This window comes from Pelagimonas sp. (genome assembly GCF_058892305.1).
In genome coordinates this window covers 15,254-30,307 of record NZ_JBZXVN010000059.1, presented here as the reverse complement: position 1 = coordinate 30,307, position 15,054 = coordinate 15,254, and the positions used below count along the sequence as shown (strand labels likewise).

Here is a 15,054-nt window from a genome sequence, read left to right as displayed (position 1 = left end):
TAAAACGACGAATATGGGAATGACGACAATGGCTAAAGCTATGGATGGGTTTGACTTTATCGTGATAGGTGCCGGATCAGCCGGGTGTCTGTTGGCCAACCGGCTTAGCGCCGATCCAAGCAATCGCGTCCTGTTGTTAGAAGCCGGCAAACCCGACACCTATCCTTGGATTCATATCCCTGTTGGATATCTTTACTGCATCGGCAACCCGCGTGCCGATTGGATGTATAAAACCGAGGCGGACAAAGGTCTTAATGGTCGTCGTCTATTATATCCGCGCGGTAAAACACTGGGCGGGTGTTCGTCGATCAATGGCATGATCTATATGCGTGGCCAAGCGCGCGACTATGATAATTGGGCCGAACTTACGGGTGAGCAAGCCTGGAACTGGGAAAACTCACTGGTCGATTTCAAAGCCCATGAAAACCACTACAAGCTGGATTCCGGGGCCGATCCGGTGACCGGGGACAATAGCCGCTTTTCGGACATGCACGGTCATGGTGGTGAGTGGCGCATTGAAAAACAACGGTTGCGTTGGGATGTGCTTGATAGCTTTGCTGATGCGGCGGTCGAGAACGGTATCGAAAGGACCGATGATTTTAACAGCGGCGACAACTCTGGCGTCGGGTATTTCGATGTCAATCAACGATCCGGTTGGCGCTGGAACACATCCAAGGCGTTCCTTCGTCCGGCAAAACACCGCCGTAACCTGACGATCTGGACCGAAGCGCAGGTCGAAAAACTGTGCTTTGAAAAAGACGGTGACGGGGCGTTGCGCTGTGTCGGGGCCAAGGTACATCGCCAAGGCGTACCGGTCACCGTAACCGCCGGGAAAGAAATTATATTGTCTGCTGGTGCGGTGAATTCGCCCCAAATTTTACAATTGTCGGGCATTGGCCCGGCACCATTGCTGCAAGACCATGGCATTGATGTTGTTTTGGATCAGCCCTATGTCGGCGAAAACCTTCAGGACCACCTGCAAATTCGAGCGGTGTTTAAGGTAAAGGGCACCAGCACCATGAACACCTTGGCCAACTCGATGCTTGGCAAGGCCAAAATCGCTTTGGAATATATGTTAAAACGCTCTGGCCCAATGAGCATGTCGCCAAGTCAGTTGGGGGCATTTACCCGGTCCGACAAACACCGTCCGCACGCCAACCTAGAATATCATGTGCAACCCTTAAGTCTTGAGGCCTTTGGTGATGATCTGCACAGTTTTCCAGCTATGACTATTAGTGTTTGCAATTTGAACCCCACCAGCCGTGGGCACATTCGGATTGCAACGTCTGATTTCCGAGATTCGCCAAAAATTACACCGAATTACCTGGCCACCGAAGATGACCGAAAGGTCGCCGCTGATAGCCTGCGTCAGGTCCGCGAAATCATGGCGCAATCCGCGATGCGGCCCTATGAGGCCGAAGAATTTAAACCCGGCGTGGAATATCAAAGTGACGAAGATTTAGCGCGGCTTGCCGGTGATATTGCCAGCACGATCTTTCATCCTGTTGGGACCGTTAAAATGGGTCGCAAAGATGACCCGACCGCTGTGCTTGATCCCCATCTGCGGATGAAGGGCGTTGCCGGTCTGCGTGTGGTTGATGCCTCTGTCATGCCTGAAATCACTAGCGGAAACACCAATTCTCCGACGATCATGATTGCCGAAAAAGCCGCTGGTTGGATTCTTTCGGGTCAATAGTCTCGTAGAGTTTGAAACCAAGACGTCATTCAAGAGAGCGTTTGCAAAGCTTGCTCTTCAACCGTCTACACACCGATCTGATAGCCCTGCTTTCGCTCAATATCAGTATCGCTGGACTGGCGTCTTGTGGTGTTTCTTGCTGATCGTGGTGCAGGGGAGTGTTTGTTGCCGTGCCAATGGCAAGACGGAGCGTTGCGCGGCGATTGCAACTTTGACCTGCGACCAACACCTGGTTGTTTTGTGATTTGTTCGGCGATTATTCTGGATGGTCTTCGGGATGTACTTTTGCTTGGCGTTCTAGACGTGATGTCTCAAGTCTTCGTCGTATTCGACCATCCTGTTTTTCTTCCTGATGTGAAACCCAATTGTCTTTGTTGGATTGGCCCTTTTTTCCGCCCTGTCCTTTTTCGGTTTTGCCACTCCCAACACCCATTTGATCTTTCCTTTTCGTTCTGGTCGATACAATGCGAACTCGTTCGCCAAGGCAATGGGTTTTGACACGGGTTTTGACATGGGTTTTTCCCGTGCCTGTTGCTGATGGCTATCAGTAATTCGGTCAAATAGTCATGCGGTTCAATTTCGTTTAGCTGAGCAGAGGCTATAGTCGACATCACTGTGTTTGGGGCCTTGTCCAGCAATGTCCTTGTGGGAGGCAAGGGGGCATGCGGTGCCGATGTGAGGGCACTCTGGCACGCGACCTCCAGCGCCGTCTTCACTTGATGCCCGTGCCCCCGTAGTCGCCAAGCCGACAGCGCCATTTTGGAGGGTTTCGCCAAAATCTGGTTTGATCAAACAAAACTCAGCCGGCCGAATGGTTCGCTTTTCAGCAGAATTGAACGACCCAAAATAGAATTGTCTTTCCGCATCTCGGTGGCCTGAGTCCTGACCTGACCCGCAATCGGCATAACCCCGAACGGTGCGGCCGATCTGGTTCAGGACGAAGGAGACCGCAAGAAGGAAATCGGCTCCTGTGTGAGAGATTCTTGAATTGGCAACGATTGATTAGGTCATTGGGGTCAATCCCGCCGTTTGTGATGCCAAGGCCGCCTTGGACGCGTCCGTAACCCAGCACACCTCCATTGGCGGCGCGCGCTAGGGCGTGGGGACGGTTTCTGGAACATCCGGTGGGGGACGATGTGACCACATAATGATGACAATCTGGTCGGGTGCCAAACGGACAAAGGCAGGGCGTTTTTGGAGTGGGAGAACCTCAGCGTCGTTCCGATGCTCTTCAAAATGCCTGAAAACGGTTGACGGCGTCATCACTCTGCCATGATGGGCTTGGCGATGATTGGATAGTCTAGCGACAACAAAATGCTCTATCGCACTTGGGCAGTCAGTTAGGAGGAACGTGCCCGCGACCGTTTTAGGACTATTCAAGTTTCCGATCGGAAAAGCGCGAAGGCGGGTGCCAATTCCGATTTCGAGCGCGCCAAACTGCAGATTTACAGGACTGCGTAGCTGCCTTTGTTCATTGTTTCTTGCTCAAAAAACTGATGACGAAGACGGTTTTGATAGTTTCTTAAACATCCAACTTTGGTTCATTTTTAAGCGCCATCGCGGTAAAAGTGCTCATTTTTGTGGCCAAACCCTTTAAATTGGTGCTGTTTCAGTCCAACCCGTTGAAATGCGCGGGCGTGCGTTCTGTAGTTATGAGGCAGGGTGCTTAGGGTTCCGCTTGAATGAAACATCAAGGACTGGTCCGAGAAGCGCCACCTGGGCGGCAAAATCCGCAAAGGCACACGGCGGGGCAAAATCCCGGGAGGTTACTGCGCAGGCTATGTCCGCGCTCCATCTCTTGTTCCGCCAGCGTGGGAAAGCCGTGTTTAAAAACAGGCGGGACGCACAACGGGGAAAGTCATGACATTCAAGAACATTCTATCCGCTGCGGCGCTCTCAGCCGGACTTGCATCGGCATTGGCCCTGCCAGTGGCCGCCGAAGAAAAAACAGATTTCAAATTGGCGTGGTCGATCTATGTCGGCTGGATGCCATGGGGCTATTTGGAAGACAGCGGCATCATGGACAAATGGGCCGACAAATACGGCATCACGGTCGATATCGTTCAAATCAACGATTACGTCGAATCCATCAACCAATATACAGCAGGCGCTTTTGACGGGGTTTCCGCGACCAATATGGACACCCTGTCCATTCCGTCGGGTGGCGGCGTAGACACCACAGCTTTGATCATCGGTGATTATTCAAACGGCAATGATGCGGTGATCTTGAAAGGCGAGGGCGGCCTGGCCGATCTCAAAGGCAAGCCTGTGAACTTGGTCGAACTCTCTGTGTCGCATTACTTGCTGGCGCGCGGGCTTGAAACCGTGGGCTTGGAAGAGGCCGATCTGGACGGTGTGATCAACACCTCAGATGCCGATATGATTGCGGCCTATGCCACAAGCGACGTCGAAGCGGTGGTGACGTGGAACCCGCTGGTGTCTGAAATCACTGGATCAAACCCTGACGCCAATGTGCTGTTTGACAGCGCGCAGATCCCTGGCGAAATTTTGGACCTGATGGTGGTGAACACTGACACTCTGGCGGACAACCCCGCCTTTGGCAAAGCCGTTGCTGGCGCTTGGTATGAGGTCATGGGGTTGATGGCGGCAGGCGATGAAGAGGTTCTGACCGCGATGGCCGACGCCTCTGGCACCGATCTTGCGGGCTACAAAGCGCAATTGGCGGCGACTGAAATGTTCTTTGATCCAGCCGCAGCCGTGGCCCAAGCCGCGTCGGCCGACTTGCCCACAACCATGACCAGCGTGGCCGAGTTCTTGTTCGACAAGGGCATCTTGGGCGAAGGCGCGCCAAGTGCGGATTTCGTAGGCGTTGAATACCCCGGTGGCGTGACCACGGGCGACGCGGGCAACATCAAGTTCCGCTTTGATGCGACCTACATGCAGATGGCGGCAGACGACGCGCTGTAAGTCACACATTGGCGTGCGGCACGGCCCGCGCGCCATTCTTCTCGCGACATCACTTCAAAAGCTCTGCCCATCGGAGGAGCCCTATGAGACTGATCAATCGAATACCCTCGCGGCCCAACGCGGTGTTTTTGGCCGCGGTGCCTTTCGTTTTGGTGTTGATCGCCTATGCCATCGGCTCTGACATCCGCCTGACGGCCAACCCCCAAGACAAGCTGCTGCCTGCGCCCTCAACCATTTGGGACACGGCTGTGCGGCTATTCACGGAACCCGACAAGCGCTCCAAAGAGATCCTGCTATGGAAAGACACGGGTGCCTCTTTGATGCGGCTTCTCTTGGGCGTTGGGATTTCTGCGGCAATCTCGTTGGTTGTGGGCATGGCCATCGGGCTCTTCCCGATTATGCGCGCAACATTTTCGAGCTTCGTTGCGGTGCTTTCGATGGTCCCGCCGCTGGCTTTGCTGCCCATCTTGTTCATCGTCTTTGGGCTGGGCGAGCTGTCCAAGGTGGTCTTGATCATCATCGGCATCACGCCCTTTATGACCCGCGACCTGTCGCAACGTGTGCTGGACATTCCCACCGAACAGCTGATCAAAGCGCAGACCATCGGGGCCTCTTCGCTGGTGATCGCTTTGCGTGTGGCCCTGCCGCAAATCCTGCCCCGCTTGATTTCCAACGTGCGTTTATCCCTCGGCTCTGCGTGGTTATTCCTGATCGCAGCCGAGGCTGTGGCCTCCAACGTTGGGCTTGGGTACCGCATCTTTTTGGTGCGCCGTTACCTCGCGATGGATGTCATTCTCACCTACGTGATTTGGATCACGCTCTTGGCTTTCCTCATCGATTGGGCCCTCAAAACCCTATCGCGCAAAGCCTTTCCATGGATGGAGGCCGGGCTATGAGTTTTGTTTCTGTGACGGATATTTGGCAAGCTTACGGAAATCGTTCGATCATCGAGCGGGTGAATGTACAGATTGATGAGGGTGAATTTATTTCCATCGTCGGGGCCTCCGGCTGTGGCAAATCCACATTCCTAAGACTGCTTTTGGCGCAAGAACGCCCGACCCGTGGTGAAATCCGCATCGACGGAGGCCCGCCTGCGGTGGAGCCGAATTTGGAACGTGGCGTGGTGTTTCAACGCTACTCCGTGTTTCCGCATCTGACGGTGCGCGAAAACTTAATCGCAGGCACGGGATTTCAAACGCGGTTTGGATATCTGCGCGGTATTGCACGCCGCAAAGCGGTTGAGGCCGCCGATGAAATGCTCTTGCGCATTGGGCTCAATCATGTGGCCGATCAATATCCGGCGTCTTTGTCTGGTGGCATGCAGCAACGCCTTGCCATTGGCCAAGCCATGGCGGCGAAACCGCGTGTGCTCTTGCTGGATGAACCTTTCGGAGCACTTGATCCGGGCACCCGCATTCAGATGCATGATTTCTTGATGGAGCTGCGCCGCGAGACCAATATGACGGTCTTTATGGTCAGCCATGATTTGGAGGAAGCCTTCAAACTGGGCGACCGCGTTTTGGTCTTTGATAAGCCCCGTTGGGATCCCCATGACCCCGGCGCGTACGGCGCGACCGTCACCTATGATTTCGATGCCCGCGATGGCGGCATGCCGTTTCAAAGTATTCTTGAGCGTTTTCCGGGTTTGGTCAGCGCTTGAGTTTTTCCGCTCTGCGCGCCGCTGGGCCCCGCGCAGGGTCGATCACCAAGGCCTAGAAGCCGCCCCATGATCGGGGCAAACGACGATTAGGAGACGGTTGTGTTTTCAGATCCAAAACGGACACGGTCCCACCACCCATCGGACCAAGCAAAAGCCCAAAAGGCGCGCGAAAAACGGGCGCACCACCCCGATTTGTCCAAGCTGCAAGGCTGGAAATCAATGCAGCAAGAGGCCGATATTCCCGAAGGGCGCGCCGACGAAGAACGTCGCTGGGCCTTGCGCATGGGTTTGACCGGTGCGGATGCGATTGAGGACAAATCCATCCCGACCTTTGCGCGCGGTGAGCTGCCGCATTTCGCGGGCATCAACACCTTTCTCAAAGCGCCCTATGCCGAGGATGTGTTGGAGGTGGCCAATTACGACGCCACGGTGATGGGCATTCCGTTTGATGGGGGCACGACCTATCGCCCCGGCACGCGCTTTGGCCCGCAAGGCCTGCGCAAAATCTCTGCGCTTTACACGCCGTACAACTACGAATTGGGCGTCGATCTTCGCGAACAAATGACGCTCTGTGATGCAGGTGATGTGTTTACGATACCGGCCAATATCGAAAAGTCGTTTGATCAAATCAGCCGTGGTGTTAGCCATGTGTTCAGCTCGGGCTCTTTGCCGATCATGATCGGCGGCGACCATTCTATCGGTTTCCCTTGTGTGCGCGGCATCGCCGAATGTACGTCCAAGAAAATCGGCATCGTGCATTTTGATCGCCATGCTGACATCCAAGAAAAAGACTTGGATGAGCGGATGCACACCACGCCGTGGTTCCATTCTACCAACCTGCCAAATGTGCCTGCGACCAATTTGGTTCAGATCGGTATCGGCGGCTGGCAAGTCCCGCGTGAGGCGGTCAAGGTCGCCCGCGAGCGCAACACCAATATCATCACAATGGGCGACATGGAGAAGATGGGCATCGACAAGACCATTGAAATGGCGTTGGAAATGGCGTGGAAAGATGTCGATATGGTCTATCTGTCCTTTGATATCGACAGCATCGATTGCGGCTTTGTCCCCGGCACAGGCTGGCCCGAACCCGGTGGGTTCTTGCCGCGTGAAGCGCTGGCTTTGGCCTCTGGCATCGCGGCCGAGGGCATCTGTGGCATGGAATTGGTCGAGGTCTCTCCGCCTTATGACACCTCTGACATCACCGCTTTGATGGGCACGCGCGTGATTGTCGATGTGTTGGGGGCTTTGGTCTCCAACAACAAACTGGGGGCGCACAAGCGTCATATCGATAAACCCGTTGCCCTGCCGCATGGCGAGTTTTCTGGCAAGCGCTGGTCTAACGCTGGCCCGCATAAGGTAGGCCCGTAATGCCGCACGACCATTCGCACCACTCTCATGATCATGACGCACATGGTCACCACCATCATCACGATCACGCTCCTCATGGGGCGGGTCACAATCATGCCCACGCGGATCACATGCATTCGCATATGCACGAACAAGATGAGGCCGCCGATCTGCAAGTGTTGGCTGTGCAATTCATTGACGGCTATCTGCAAGCCAAGGACAAAGCGAGCTATCTCAAGCTGGCAGGCGTGCCCTTTGAACGCGCCTCAAGTACGGGGCCAAAGGCGCTCAAGCTCATCGACGTGGAATTGAAAACCGAATGGCAAGTGGGCACAGCCTCGCCGTCTTTCGGATCACGCGAGTTGAGCTATCTGCCATTCCCCGGTGAAATGGTCTCTGAACGCACCAATATGTCGCTGATCTATGTCTCGATGGAGGAAAAATCCGTCCTAGATATCCGCGACTTTCTACTGACACGTAAAAAGGAAATTGAAACATGAAAACACTGACTTTCACATTGGTTTCAGCGCTCATAGCCACGCCTGCTTTGGCACATGGTGGTGCCCACCTGCACCCGCATGGAATTGAATTCACACTTGCCGGATTGGCGGTTCTCTCGGTTGCCTTGCTCATCTTTGCATTGCGCAGATAACAAACCATTGGCCGCCATGCCTTTTCATGTGGCGGCCAATCACAATAGCAGACCTTTATGCACGTCACAGACCAAGTCCCTCTTGGCTTAGGGTCCAGACCCTAGCGAACAATTGCGCGCGGGATATTCGACCGGACGCCTTGGTTTAGGTGGCAATTATTGCAACGCCATCTCGCGGGGCTTGCCAACTCAGAAATCTTAAACCTCTGTGGGGCCTTTGAGGTGCGTTGCAGGCCAGAATTCCCAGAGAATCCCAACGATCTTATCCGCCATAGCGACAGTCGCCACGTATGCCGGGTTTCTTACTAGCCAAGATGTGAGCCATTAATTGCGCGTTCTGGATGTGATCGGGTTTGTCGAACGAGTGACGTCACACCTACGAGCCCAACAATCGTAAAAAATTAGTCCCCTGTCCAATGCCCGTCAGGGGGGGCGCAGCAATGTCCCCAAAGGGGCCAGTCCGCCCAAGCTTGTCCTTGCCGACGCTAGAGAACTTGCGCAGTCATCGAGCCCGCGAGGGTGTTGATCACCTTTTCACACCAACAGGTCGGTTCAAAACGTCGCCAGCCAGTCCGCCCTTGGCAAAAGTGATGACCCGAGTGATGCCCGTTGCTTTGCCGGCGCAAACTCTGCTGACCATGCCATGCAAGTCGTTCCCACGCCGGGTGCGAAGACGGGCCAGCAGATCCCGCGGGCGGCCTCGGTCAAAAGGAGTGCTGTTCGGTCGCCTTGATCGCGACAGACCACAATGCAGGGCGCTCCTCTGCTTCAGATATCGCCTCCGCATCACGTGCGTTAGATTTGCCGCGCATAAATCATGGATTGGCATATTTCGGTTGGATTGGTCGGACATCATTCCCCACTGCAGTCAGTTCCCCGGCCCATTGATGCGGTCTAAGGCCTGCTGTTTTGCGCAATAGCGTAGACGATGATGACTATTGCCGCCGATCCCAAGTGCTTAGGTGCGACAATCGGCATGACCCGCGTGTTGCATGCTTTGGGGGCGGTACTTACTCTTTATCCGCAGATGAGGTCTTGGTGTTGGAACCTAGGGTTTGTTCGACTGTGCCTTTGCGCCTGATACATAACTGCAAGTGGCCGTTCGTTTGCGAAAAGTCTCAGCCGTTTCAGACTGATACCCACGTCGCAGCGGTCAACCAACCCGGCCAGACATGGCACAATCCGTGGCAAAATTAGGTTGATCAACTGAACACAGCCGACATTACACATCGCGCAATTGGTATCAGCGCAGCACAAAGCCAAAACGAACTGTCCCCACGCGGAGCGATTTAGCGGCTGAGCATTTTGATGCAAAAGTCTCGCAACACGACTCTTGTGTGATAGACAAGATCAGGTCGTCTTATCGGGGGAACTCGGTCCACGAGATCATCAACTTTGGTGCTCGAACAGGGTGTTTCATCTTGCGTTCGAGGTGGAAGAATTTGCCGTTCGCGTCATATCGGTTCCAAAGGCAAACGGGCCTAGCCCCAGTCCAGCGTTGGCAGAACCGCGACCTCGTGCGCCCGCCCAAGTGCGCCCGCCCAAGTGCAGCAGCCCAAGTGCACCAGTCCAAAAGAACCAGCCCAAATGAACTAGCCCAGGCGCAGCAGAGCAGGGTTGCGGAAAAAAGCGTTATCGCGCAGGAAATACTGCGGCAGCAAAAAGCTTTCACGGAACGGCGGAAATACAAAAATAGAGGTTGTTGAGGCCGGGTCTTTTTGGGGGGCACAACCGCGCTTGTATAGTGGGCCGTAGTCTAAGTCGCCCATAGCTATGGCTCCCTCCTTGGTCCGCGCGTGCGGTTTTGCGCAGCTCGCGCGCGGGTCTTGGTTTTGGGCAAAGATCGGGCCGAGCCAGTGGCAGGTTTCATCGAAATTTTTGGCTGGGCATGCTTGGAGGTTGGCTGCGGGCCGCAATCACGTTGCCCGCCGCCGGGGCAGGGGGCAACGCAGTCTTTTGGGTTAGAGCGCGGCGGTTCGTCTGCCTTGTTTATGCTGCGGAGGGTCGAGCGAATGGATCACATTCCCGTCGCCCAAAGCGGGTTTGGTCTGGTTCCAAGCGCGAAACCATCTCGCAAGGTGATCCGCATGGACCGCCTCGGGTGCCCAAGGCGTTATTCCTGCTGGCGTCAAATTCTGTGCCGTTAGACTGAGCTGGTCGGTGTCGTGCTCTGCGGTCACGGTTAGGCGGGCACCCGGCTGCGCCATCTGCGGATCGTCCAGCAAAAAGGCGGTCCTGCCCCAATGACCGCCTGCGCCTAGCCCGTTTGACAGAGTAACACCGGGGGCCAGCTCCATCTCAAAGCTCACAAGGGCGGCATGAATGGTGCCACTGTGCGAACAGAGCAGGTCGGTGACCTTCTGCGCAGGGGACATCAGGGGGGCGGCAAAATCGAACTGGAAAAGTTCGGCCGTTGGCCCCAAGGCGCGCAAGTCATAGGCGGCACAGTCGTTTGGCGTGATCTGTGCGAGGCCGGAAAAACGGTGAAAGGCGCTGAGATCAAAGCCTTTGGCAAACCGGGGGCGCATCTGGCTCTGTAATGTCTCGCTCTCGACGACCTGCGCCATCAACGCGCCGCGTTCGGGGATGGCGCGCGCACCAGGCTTGGCCAGTGAGGACATCGCGTGGGTCAGCGTCGCCAGCGCGCCCTCTCCGAGAAGGACCGTGTCGACGATCTCTGAAATCACCACATCGACCGTCTCGGGAATGTCGACGCCAACCACAAGATTATGCGACATTTTTGGAATGACGGTGATGTGGTCGCTGAGCCCATTGTCAGCAATTACCTGAACAGCGGCCTCGGCGATGAGCGGTTGCTGTTCACAGGTGTAGACATGTTTCGCCCCGGCGCGCGCGGCCATCATGGCGGTCAGCCCGGCACCACAGCCAATGTCCAAAACCACATCCGACCTGCGAACCTTGGCCTGAATTGCCTTGGCATAGGCATTGTTGCGCACTTCGTCTGCAAGCATAGGGAAATGCCAGCGCGGCACGCACATCTGGTGCAGCCGCTCTTGCAAGATTTGTGCCTCGTGATGGTGCGGAACCTTGGTCAGTGCCTGAGACAAGAGTTGCGAGGTTTGCAGGCCGCCGTCTGTCAATGGTTCAAGCTTGGCGCGCAGGACGAGCTCATCTGCCGCTTGCAGAGCGTGGTGGGGCGGCTGAAGAGACCCGTGCGCGGGTCTTGCGGTTTGCTGATCTACCAATTCTTGGTCTTCCTCGTTTTGATGCAAATACTGGTGAAGGGCATATTCATCGCGAGCATCTAAGGATTGGTAAAATTTGCGAAAGTCTTGCGTCCGCGGCTTCAGATTGGGACCAGAGGCTGACTACAAACGGCCCGTTGCCCTAGGCCCGTTGCCTTAGGCTGGGTTCCGAGCAAGTTTCAGGACTTTTCTGACATGGCCAAGACAATGGAAGGACAGTTAGGAATCGATTGTGTGAATGTGAAAAATTCCCGTAATCAATTTCCATGATGGCCGTTGCTCATCTAAGATGCGCAAAATTCACTGACTGTCCTAGCGTTCCGTTGAAAGGATTTCGCCATGCCGAACCCATCTGCAGTTATCACTCTTGGCACTGCCGGGGGGCCGATGCAAAATCCCCAACGCGCCCAACCTGCACACGTCCTGATGCATGGGGACCAGCCGATCCTGATTGATTGCGGCGAAGGCGCAATGGGCCAGCTGAAACGCGCGGGGCTGGAATTTCGCAATGTGCATCACATCTTTTTGACGCATCATCATTTTGACCATATCGGCAGCCTCTTTGCCTGCCTTGGCCTGAACATGATGACCCAGCGCCGGGTGCCGCTGACCATCTACGGCCCTCCGGGAACCGCGTCGATCATCGAGGGGCTCTGCGCCGCCTGTGACGTGCCCAATGCCATTGGTTTTGGCATGCCTGGCCAACAATTGCCGCACCCACGCGATTTCACCACGGTCACGGAAATCAATCCGGGCGACACGATCACCTTGGACGATCTGACTGTGACCTGCTGCGAAAACACCCATTACCGCAACGAGGACCAATTCGGCCAAGAGGGGTATTTGTCCCTGTCGCTGCGCTTTGATCTGCCAGACCGATCGGTGGTCTTTACGGGGGATACCGGGCCGTGCAAGGCGTTGGAAACATTGGCACAGGGGGTTGATCTGATTGTTGGCGAAATGATGGATCTCGATATCACTATGGGACGGGTTCGCGCGATGAACCCTCAGATGCCCGAAGAAAAGCTTGAGATGATCAAGGGGCACCTTTCGCAGCATCACATCAACGCAGAGGACTTGGCGCATTTGGCCAAGGCGGCGGGCGCAAAAGAGGTGGTGGCGGTTCACTTTCCCCCCGGCATTGCGACGCCCGACTCGGCGCAGGGCTACATTGATCGGGTCAACGCACTCTATTCCGGTAAGTTTACGATCGGTCAGGATCTGGCCGAGTACTGACTTCGGGCCAAGGCGGCCCTGTACCGCCTTTCCCGCCGCTTTCATCCGGTCACCGGAAAAACCATCGGACAAAAAAATACCCGCCAGAGATGGCGGGTATTTCGAGTCTCAAAGAGACCGGGATCAGTTCCGGGTGATCTCGACCTTGACCGCGTTTTCGTCGACCAAAGTGATCTCGTTGGTGCCTTCGGAATGACCGATGTCATAGCGGTGCAGGTAGAAAGTGCCGCCACCCATCGAGATGTCATGCACGCCGCTGATGACCTTGTCTTCGCCGGGGCCGTAGCTGCCTTTGGCATAAAAGCGCAGGGTGTTGGACTGGATGAAAAGATCGGTTTCGGCCACTTCTCCGCCCGCGATCATAACTCCGGGAGGGCCCGATTTACCCAGAACGGGGCCCGCAACGCCTGCGCCGATCTTACCGTTCATCGGGCGTGGGTCGCCTTCGAGGACGGTGGTGACAAAGTCTTCGGACATTTTGCCATCGGTGTATAGGAAAGGTTCGGCCAGCGTGGCATCCAGAACGATCAACGGGGCGATCGTTTGGCCCTCGGGCATCATGTTGGTGACGCGGATGTGGTAGTCCTGAGCCAGGGCTGGCACTGCGCCAAGCATTGCCATGGCAAGTGCCATCGTTGCTGTCTTCATTGGGTGTTCCTCCATAAATTCGGGGCTGACCTGATGCGTGACACGTAACGTGGCACTGACCTCCCCTCCCAAATTCAAGGCGATACTAGGTAGAGCAAGACCATTTCAAAAACGGAATTGTCTGATACACCTTATTGAAATCATCAATGCTGGAACGTCATGGGCAAGGGCAGACCGCTGGGGAACCGCGCTCTTCAATTATTCATGAGATCAATCCATCGCATTCAATCAAACAAATACCGAAACGGGTGTAATCTGATTAAGATGTATGGGATGGCCATCTTTGGCCGGTTTGTCATTTCTGGGAGGAAACCATGCGCAAGACCCTAACGGCCCTGTTCCTGATGGGGGCAACAGCCCTAACGCCGATTGCGGCAACAGCTGAGACCCTGACCTTTGGGACAGGTAACGTCGTGATACATCCGATCAACAAACGCATCATGACGCCTTGGGCCGAACGTGTGAACGCCGAGTCCGACGGCGCGGTTAACATCAAGGTGCGGCATGGTCAGATGTTGGTGAACTCCAACAACTACGTTGACCGGATTTCTGATGATGTGGTTCAGATCGCCTTTGGCATGCTGGTCTTTAACCCCGGTCGCTTCCCTCGGTCGTTGGTGACAACCGTGCCCTTTGTCGAAGGGTCGGGCGAGGCCTCGGCTTTGGCCTATTGCAAGATGTACGAAGCGGGTGCCTTTGATGAGGAAATGGGTGCCTTTAAGCCACTGTTCTTTGTGCCTTTTCCACAGTCGTCGGCGCATTTGAAAGGGGCCGAGCTAGCCTCCATGAACGATCTTGAGGGCAAAAAGATCATGGTTGGCAGCCCGATCCAATCGCTGATCGTGTCGGCCTATGGTGGCACGCCGCTGTCGATCACCCTGCCGGATCAATATCAGTCGCTTCAGCGCGGCACGGCGAATGGCAATTTCATGACTTTTACCGCATTTCCGGCCTTCCGCTTGGACGAGGTGACATCAGATCACCTGCAGCTGCCGCTGGGTGGTGCCATGGGCATGGTCTTTATGGATCGCGCCCGCTACGAGGCCTTGCCAGAAGACACCCGCGCGGCGTTGGATGCCCATTCGGGCTGTGATCTGACCCGTGAAGTTGGGGCCACCATCGACACATGGGAAGCCGAATCCAAGGCCTATGTCGGCGCGCAAGAAGGGCAAACAATCAATGTACTGGATCCCGCAGAGGTCGACGCCATGCGCGGCGAACTGGGTCCCAAGGTTTTTGCAGGCTTTGGCGAACGCGTTCCCGGCGGTGCAGAGCTGCTGGATCAGTGGCGCACTGCGATAGAAGACGCGCGCCGCGAAATCGGCGAGATCGAATAAGCCCGGATCGCCGGACCCTGATCAAAACATATCCCAATTTGAGGTCGGCCAGTTATTCTGGCCGGCCTTTTTCGTGTTGGCTTTTTCGTGTTGGCTTTTTCGGGCTGACGTCTTTGGGCGGCTTTTTTCCAGCGGCTACGCCAGGCTAGGTCAGGGAAGGGCAGCGCACTTAGGGCCCAGTTTCATCTCAGGAATGAGCAGCAGGTCGGCATCGCCCGCCGCCTCATGCCGTTTCAACCTGCCTTGGGGCATTCCGAAAGGGCGCATGAAAAAGGCCCGGGCCTCCGATAGGAGACCCGAGCCGGGCAAGACAGATACTGTGTCCTTGGCTGAGGTCGGCA

The 15,054-nt window shown here is 55.6% G+C and carries 12 protein-coding genes and 1 riboswitch; of the genes, 9 read left to right on the top strand and 3 right to left on the bottom strand.

Features of this window, described 5'->3' with window-relative positions:
* Positions 1 to 28: 28 nt before the first annotated feature.
* The 7 genes from AC5EFR_RS21305 (at position 29) to AC5EFR_RS21275 (ending at position 8,286) form a co-directional block, all read left to right on the top strand.
* Positions 29 to 1,696, top strand: a complete 1,668-nt coding sequence (locus AC5EFR_RS21305; protein ID WP_493577740.1) for a GMC family oxidoreductase — start codon at positions 29 to 31, stop codon at positions 1,694 to 1,696.
* Between the two features lie 1,655 nt (positions 1,697 to 3,351).
* A riboswitch (guanidine-I (ykkC/yxkD leader) is annotated at positions 3,352 to 3,463 on the top strand.
* A 93-nt stretch (positions 3,464 to 3,556) separates the two neighbouring features.
* Positions 3,557 to 4,624: a putative urea ABC transporter substrate-binding protein gene (locus tag AC5EFR_RS21300; protein WP_493577739.1), complete on the top strand. Its 1,068-nt coding sequence runs from the start codon at positions 3,557 to 3,559 to the stop codon at positions 4,622 to 4,624.
* A gap of 83 nt (positions 4,625 to 4,707) precedes the next feature.
* Positions 4,708 to 5,520, top strand: a complete 813-nt coding sequence (locus AC5EFR_RS21295; protein ID WP_493577738.1) for an ABC transporter permease — start codon at positions 4,708 to 4,710, stop codon at positions 5,518 to 5,520.
* Positions 5,517 to 6,284 (top strand): ATP-binding cassette domain-containing protein, encoded by a 768-nt coding sequence (locus AC5EFR_RS21290; protein WP_493577737.1) that lies wholly within the window; start codon positions 5,517 to 5,519, stop codon positions 6,282 to 6,284. The genes AC5EFR_RS21295 and AC5EFR_RS21290 overlap by 4 nt, the downstream gene beginning before the upstream one ends.
* Before the next feature lie 99 nt (positions 6,285 to 6,383).
* Positions 6,384 to 7,655, top strand: a complete 1,272-nt coding sequence (locus AC5EFR_RS21285) for an agmatinase family protein (protein WP_493577736.1) — start codon at positions 6,384 to 6,386, stop codon at positions 7,653 to 7,655.
* Entirely contained in the window at positions 7,655 to 8,134 is a 480-nt protein-coding gene (locus AC5EFR_RS21280) for a hypothetical protein (protein WP_431376983.1), read from the top strand. The genes AC5EFR_RS21285 and AC5EFR_RS21280 overlap by 1 nt, the downstream gene beginning before the upstream one ends.
* On the top strand, positions 8,131 to 8,286 hold the full coding sequence (locus AC5EFR_RS21275; protein WP_493577735.1) for a peptidase M23: 156 nt from the start codon (positions 8,131 to 8,133) through the stop codon (positions 8,284 to 8,286). The genes AC5EFR_RS21280 and AC5EFR_RS21275 overlap by 4 nt, the downstream gene beginning before the upstream one ends.
* Positions 8,287 to 9,878: 1,592 nt before the next feature.
* Here the strand turns inward: AC5EFR_RS21275 and AC5EFR_RS21270 are convergent.
* Together AC5EFR_RS21270 and AC5EFR_RS21265 are read right to left on the bottom strand one after the other, a co-directional pair.
* Positions 9,879 to 10,055, bottom strand: a complete 177-nt coding sequence (locus tag AC5EFR_RS21270; RefSeq protein ID WP_493577734.1) for a hypothetical protein — start codon at positions 10,053 to 10,055, stop codon at positions 9,879 to 9,881.
* 192 nt (positions 10,056 to 10,247) lie between these two features.
* Complete coding sequence (locus tag AC5EFR_RS21265; protein ID WP_493577733.1) at positions 10,248 to 11,387, bottom strand: class I SAM-dependent methyltransferase; 1,140 nt, start codon at positions 11,385 to 11,387, stop codon at positions 10,248 to 10,250.
* A 444-nt stretch (positions 11,388 to 11,831) separates the two neighbouring features.
* Between AC5EFR_RS21265 and AC5EFR_RS21260 the strand changes: the two genes are divergently transcribed.
* Positions 11,832 to 12,728, top strand: a complete 897-nt coding sequence (locus AC5EFR_RS21260; RefSeq protein ID WP_493577732.1) for an MBL fold metallo-hydrolase — start codon at positions 11,832 to 11,834, stop codon at positions 12,726 to 12,728.
* A 123-nt stretch (positions 12,729 to 12,851) separates the two neighbouring features.
* Here the strand turns inward: AC5EFR_RS21260 and AC5EFR_RS21255 are convergent, their stop codons facing one another.
* On the bottom strand, positions 12,852 to 13,376 hold the full coding sequence (locus AC5EFR_RS21255) for a hypothetical protein (protein WP_493577731.1): 525 nt from the start codon (positions 13,374 to 13,376) through the stop codon (positions 12,852 to 12,854).
* 314 nt (positions 13,377 to 13,690) lie between these two features.
* On the opposite strand from AC5EFR_RS21255, the gene AC5EFR_RS21250 reads away from it, so the two are divergent.
* On the top strand, positions 13,691 to 14,713 hold the full coding sequence (locus AC5EFR_RS21250; RefSeq protein WP_493577730.1) for a TRAP transporter substrate-binding protein: 1,023 nt from the start codon (positions 13,691 to 13,693) through the stop codon (positions 14,711 to 14,713).
* Positions 14,714 to 15,054 lie beyond the last annotated feature (341 nt).

What these genes read in the sequence shown, in the direction of transcription:
- AC5EFR_RS21260 (WP_493577732.1), top strand. Translation starts at nt 11,832, where the DNA reads ATGCCGAACCCATCTGCAGTTATCACTCTTGGCACTGCCGGGGGGCCG.
- AC5EFR_RS21250 (WP_493577730.1), top strand. Translation starts at nt 13,691, where the DNA reads ATGCGCAAGACCCTAACGGCCCTGTTCCTGATGGGGGCAACAGCCCTA.
- AC5EFR_RS21300 (WP_493577739.1), top strand. Translation starts at nt 3,557, where the DNA reads ATGACATTCAAGAACATTCTATCCGCTGCGGCGCTCTCAGCCGGACTT.
- AC5EFR_RS21295 (WP_493577738.1), top strand. Translation starts at nt 4,708, where the DNA reads ATGAGACTGATCAATCGAATACCCTCGCGGCCCAACGCGGTGTTTTTG.
- AC5EFR_RS21290 (WP_493577737.1), top strand. Translation starts at nt 5,517, where the DNA reads ATGAGTTTTGTTTCTGTGACGGATATTTGGCAAGCTTACGGAAATCGT.
- AC5EFR_RS21275 (WP_493577735.1), top strand. Translation starts at nt 8,131, where the DNA reads ATGAAAACACTGACTTTCACATTGGTTTCAGCGCTCATAGCCACGCCT.
- AC5EFR_RS21255 (WP_493577731.1), bottom strand. Translation starts at nt 13,376, where the DNA reads ATGAAGACAGCAACGATGGCACTTGCCATGGCAATGCTTGGCGCAGTG.
- AC5EFR_RS21305 (WP_493577740.1), top strand. Translation starts at nt 29, where the DNA reads ATGGCTAAAGCTATGGATGGGTTTGACTTTATCGTGATAGGTGCCGGA.
- AC5EFR_RS21280 (WP_431376983.1), top strand. Translation starts at nt 7,655, where the DNA reads ATGCCGCACGACCATTCGCACCACTCTCATGATCATGACGCACATGGT.
- AC5EFR_RS21270 (WP_493577734.1), bottom strand. Translation starts at nt 10,055, where the DNA reads ATGGGCGACTTAGACTACGGCCCACTATACAAGCGCGGTTGTGCCCCC.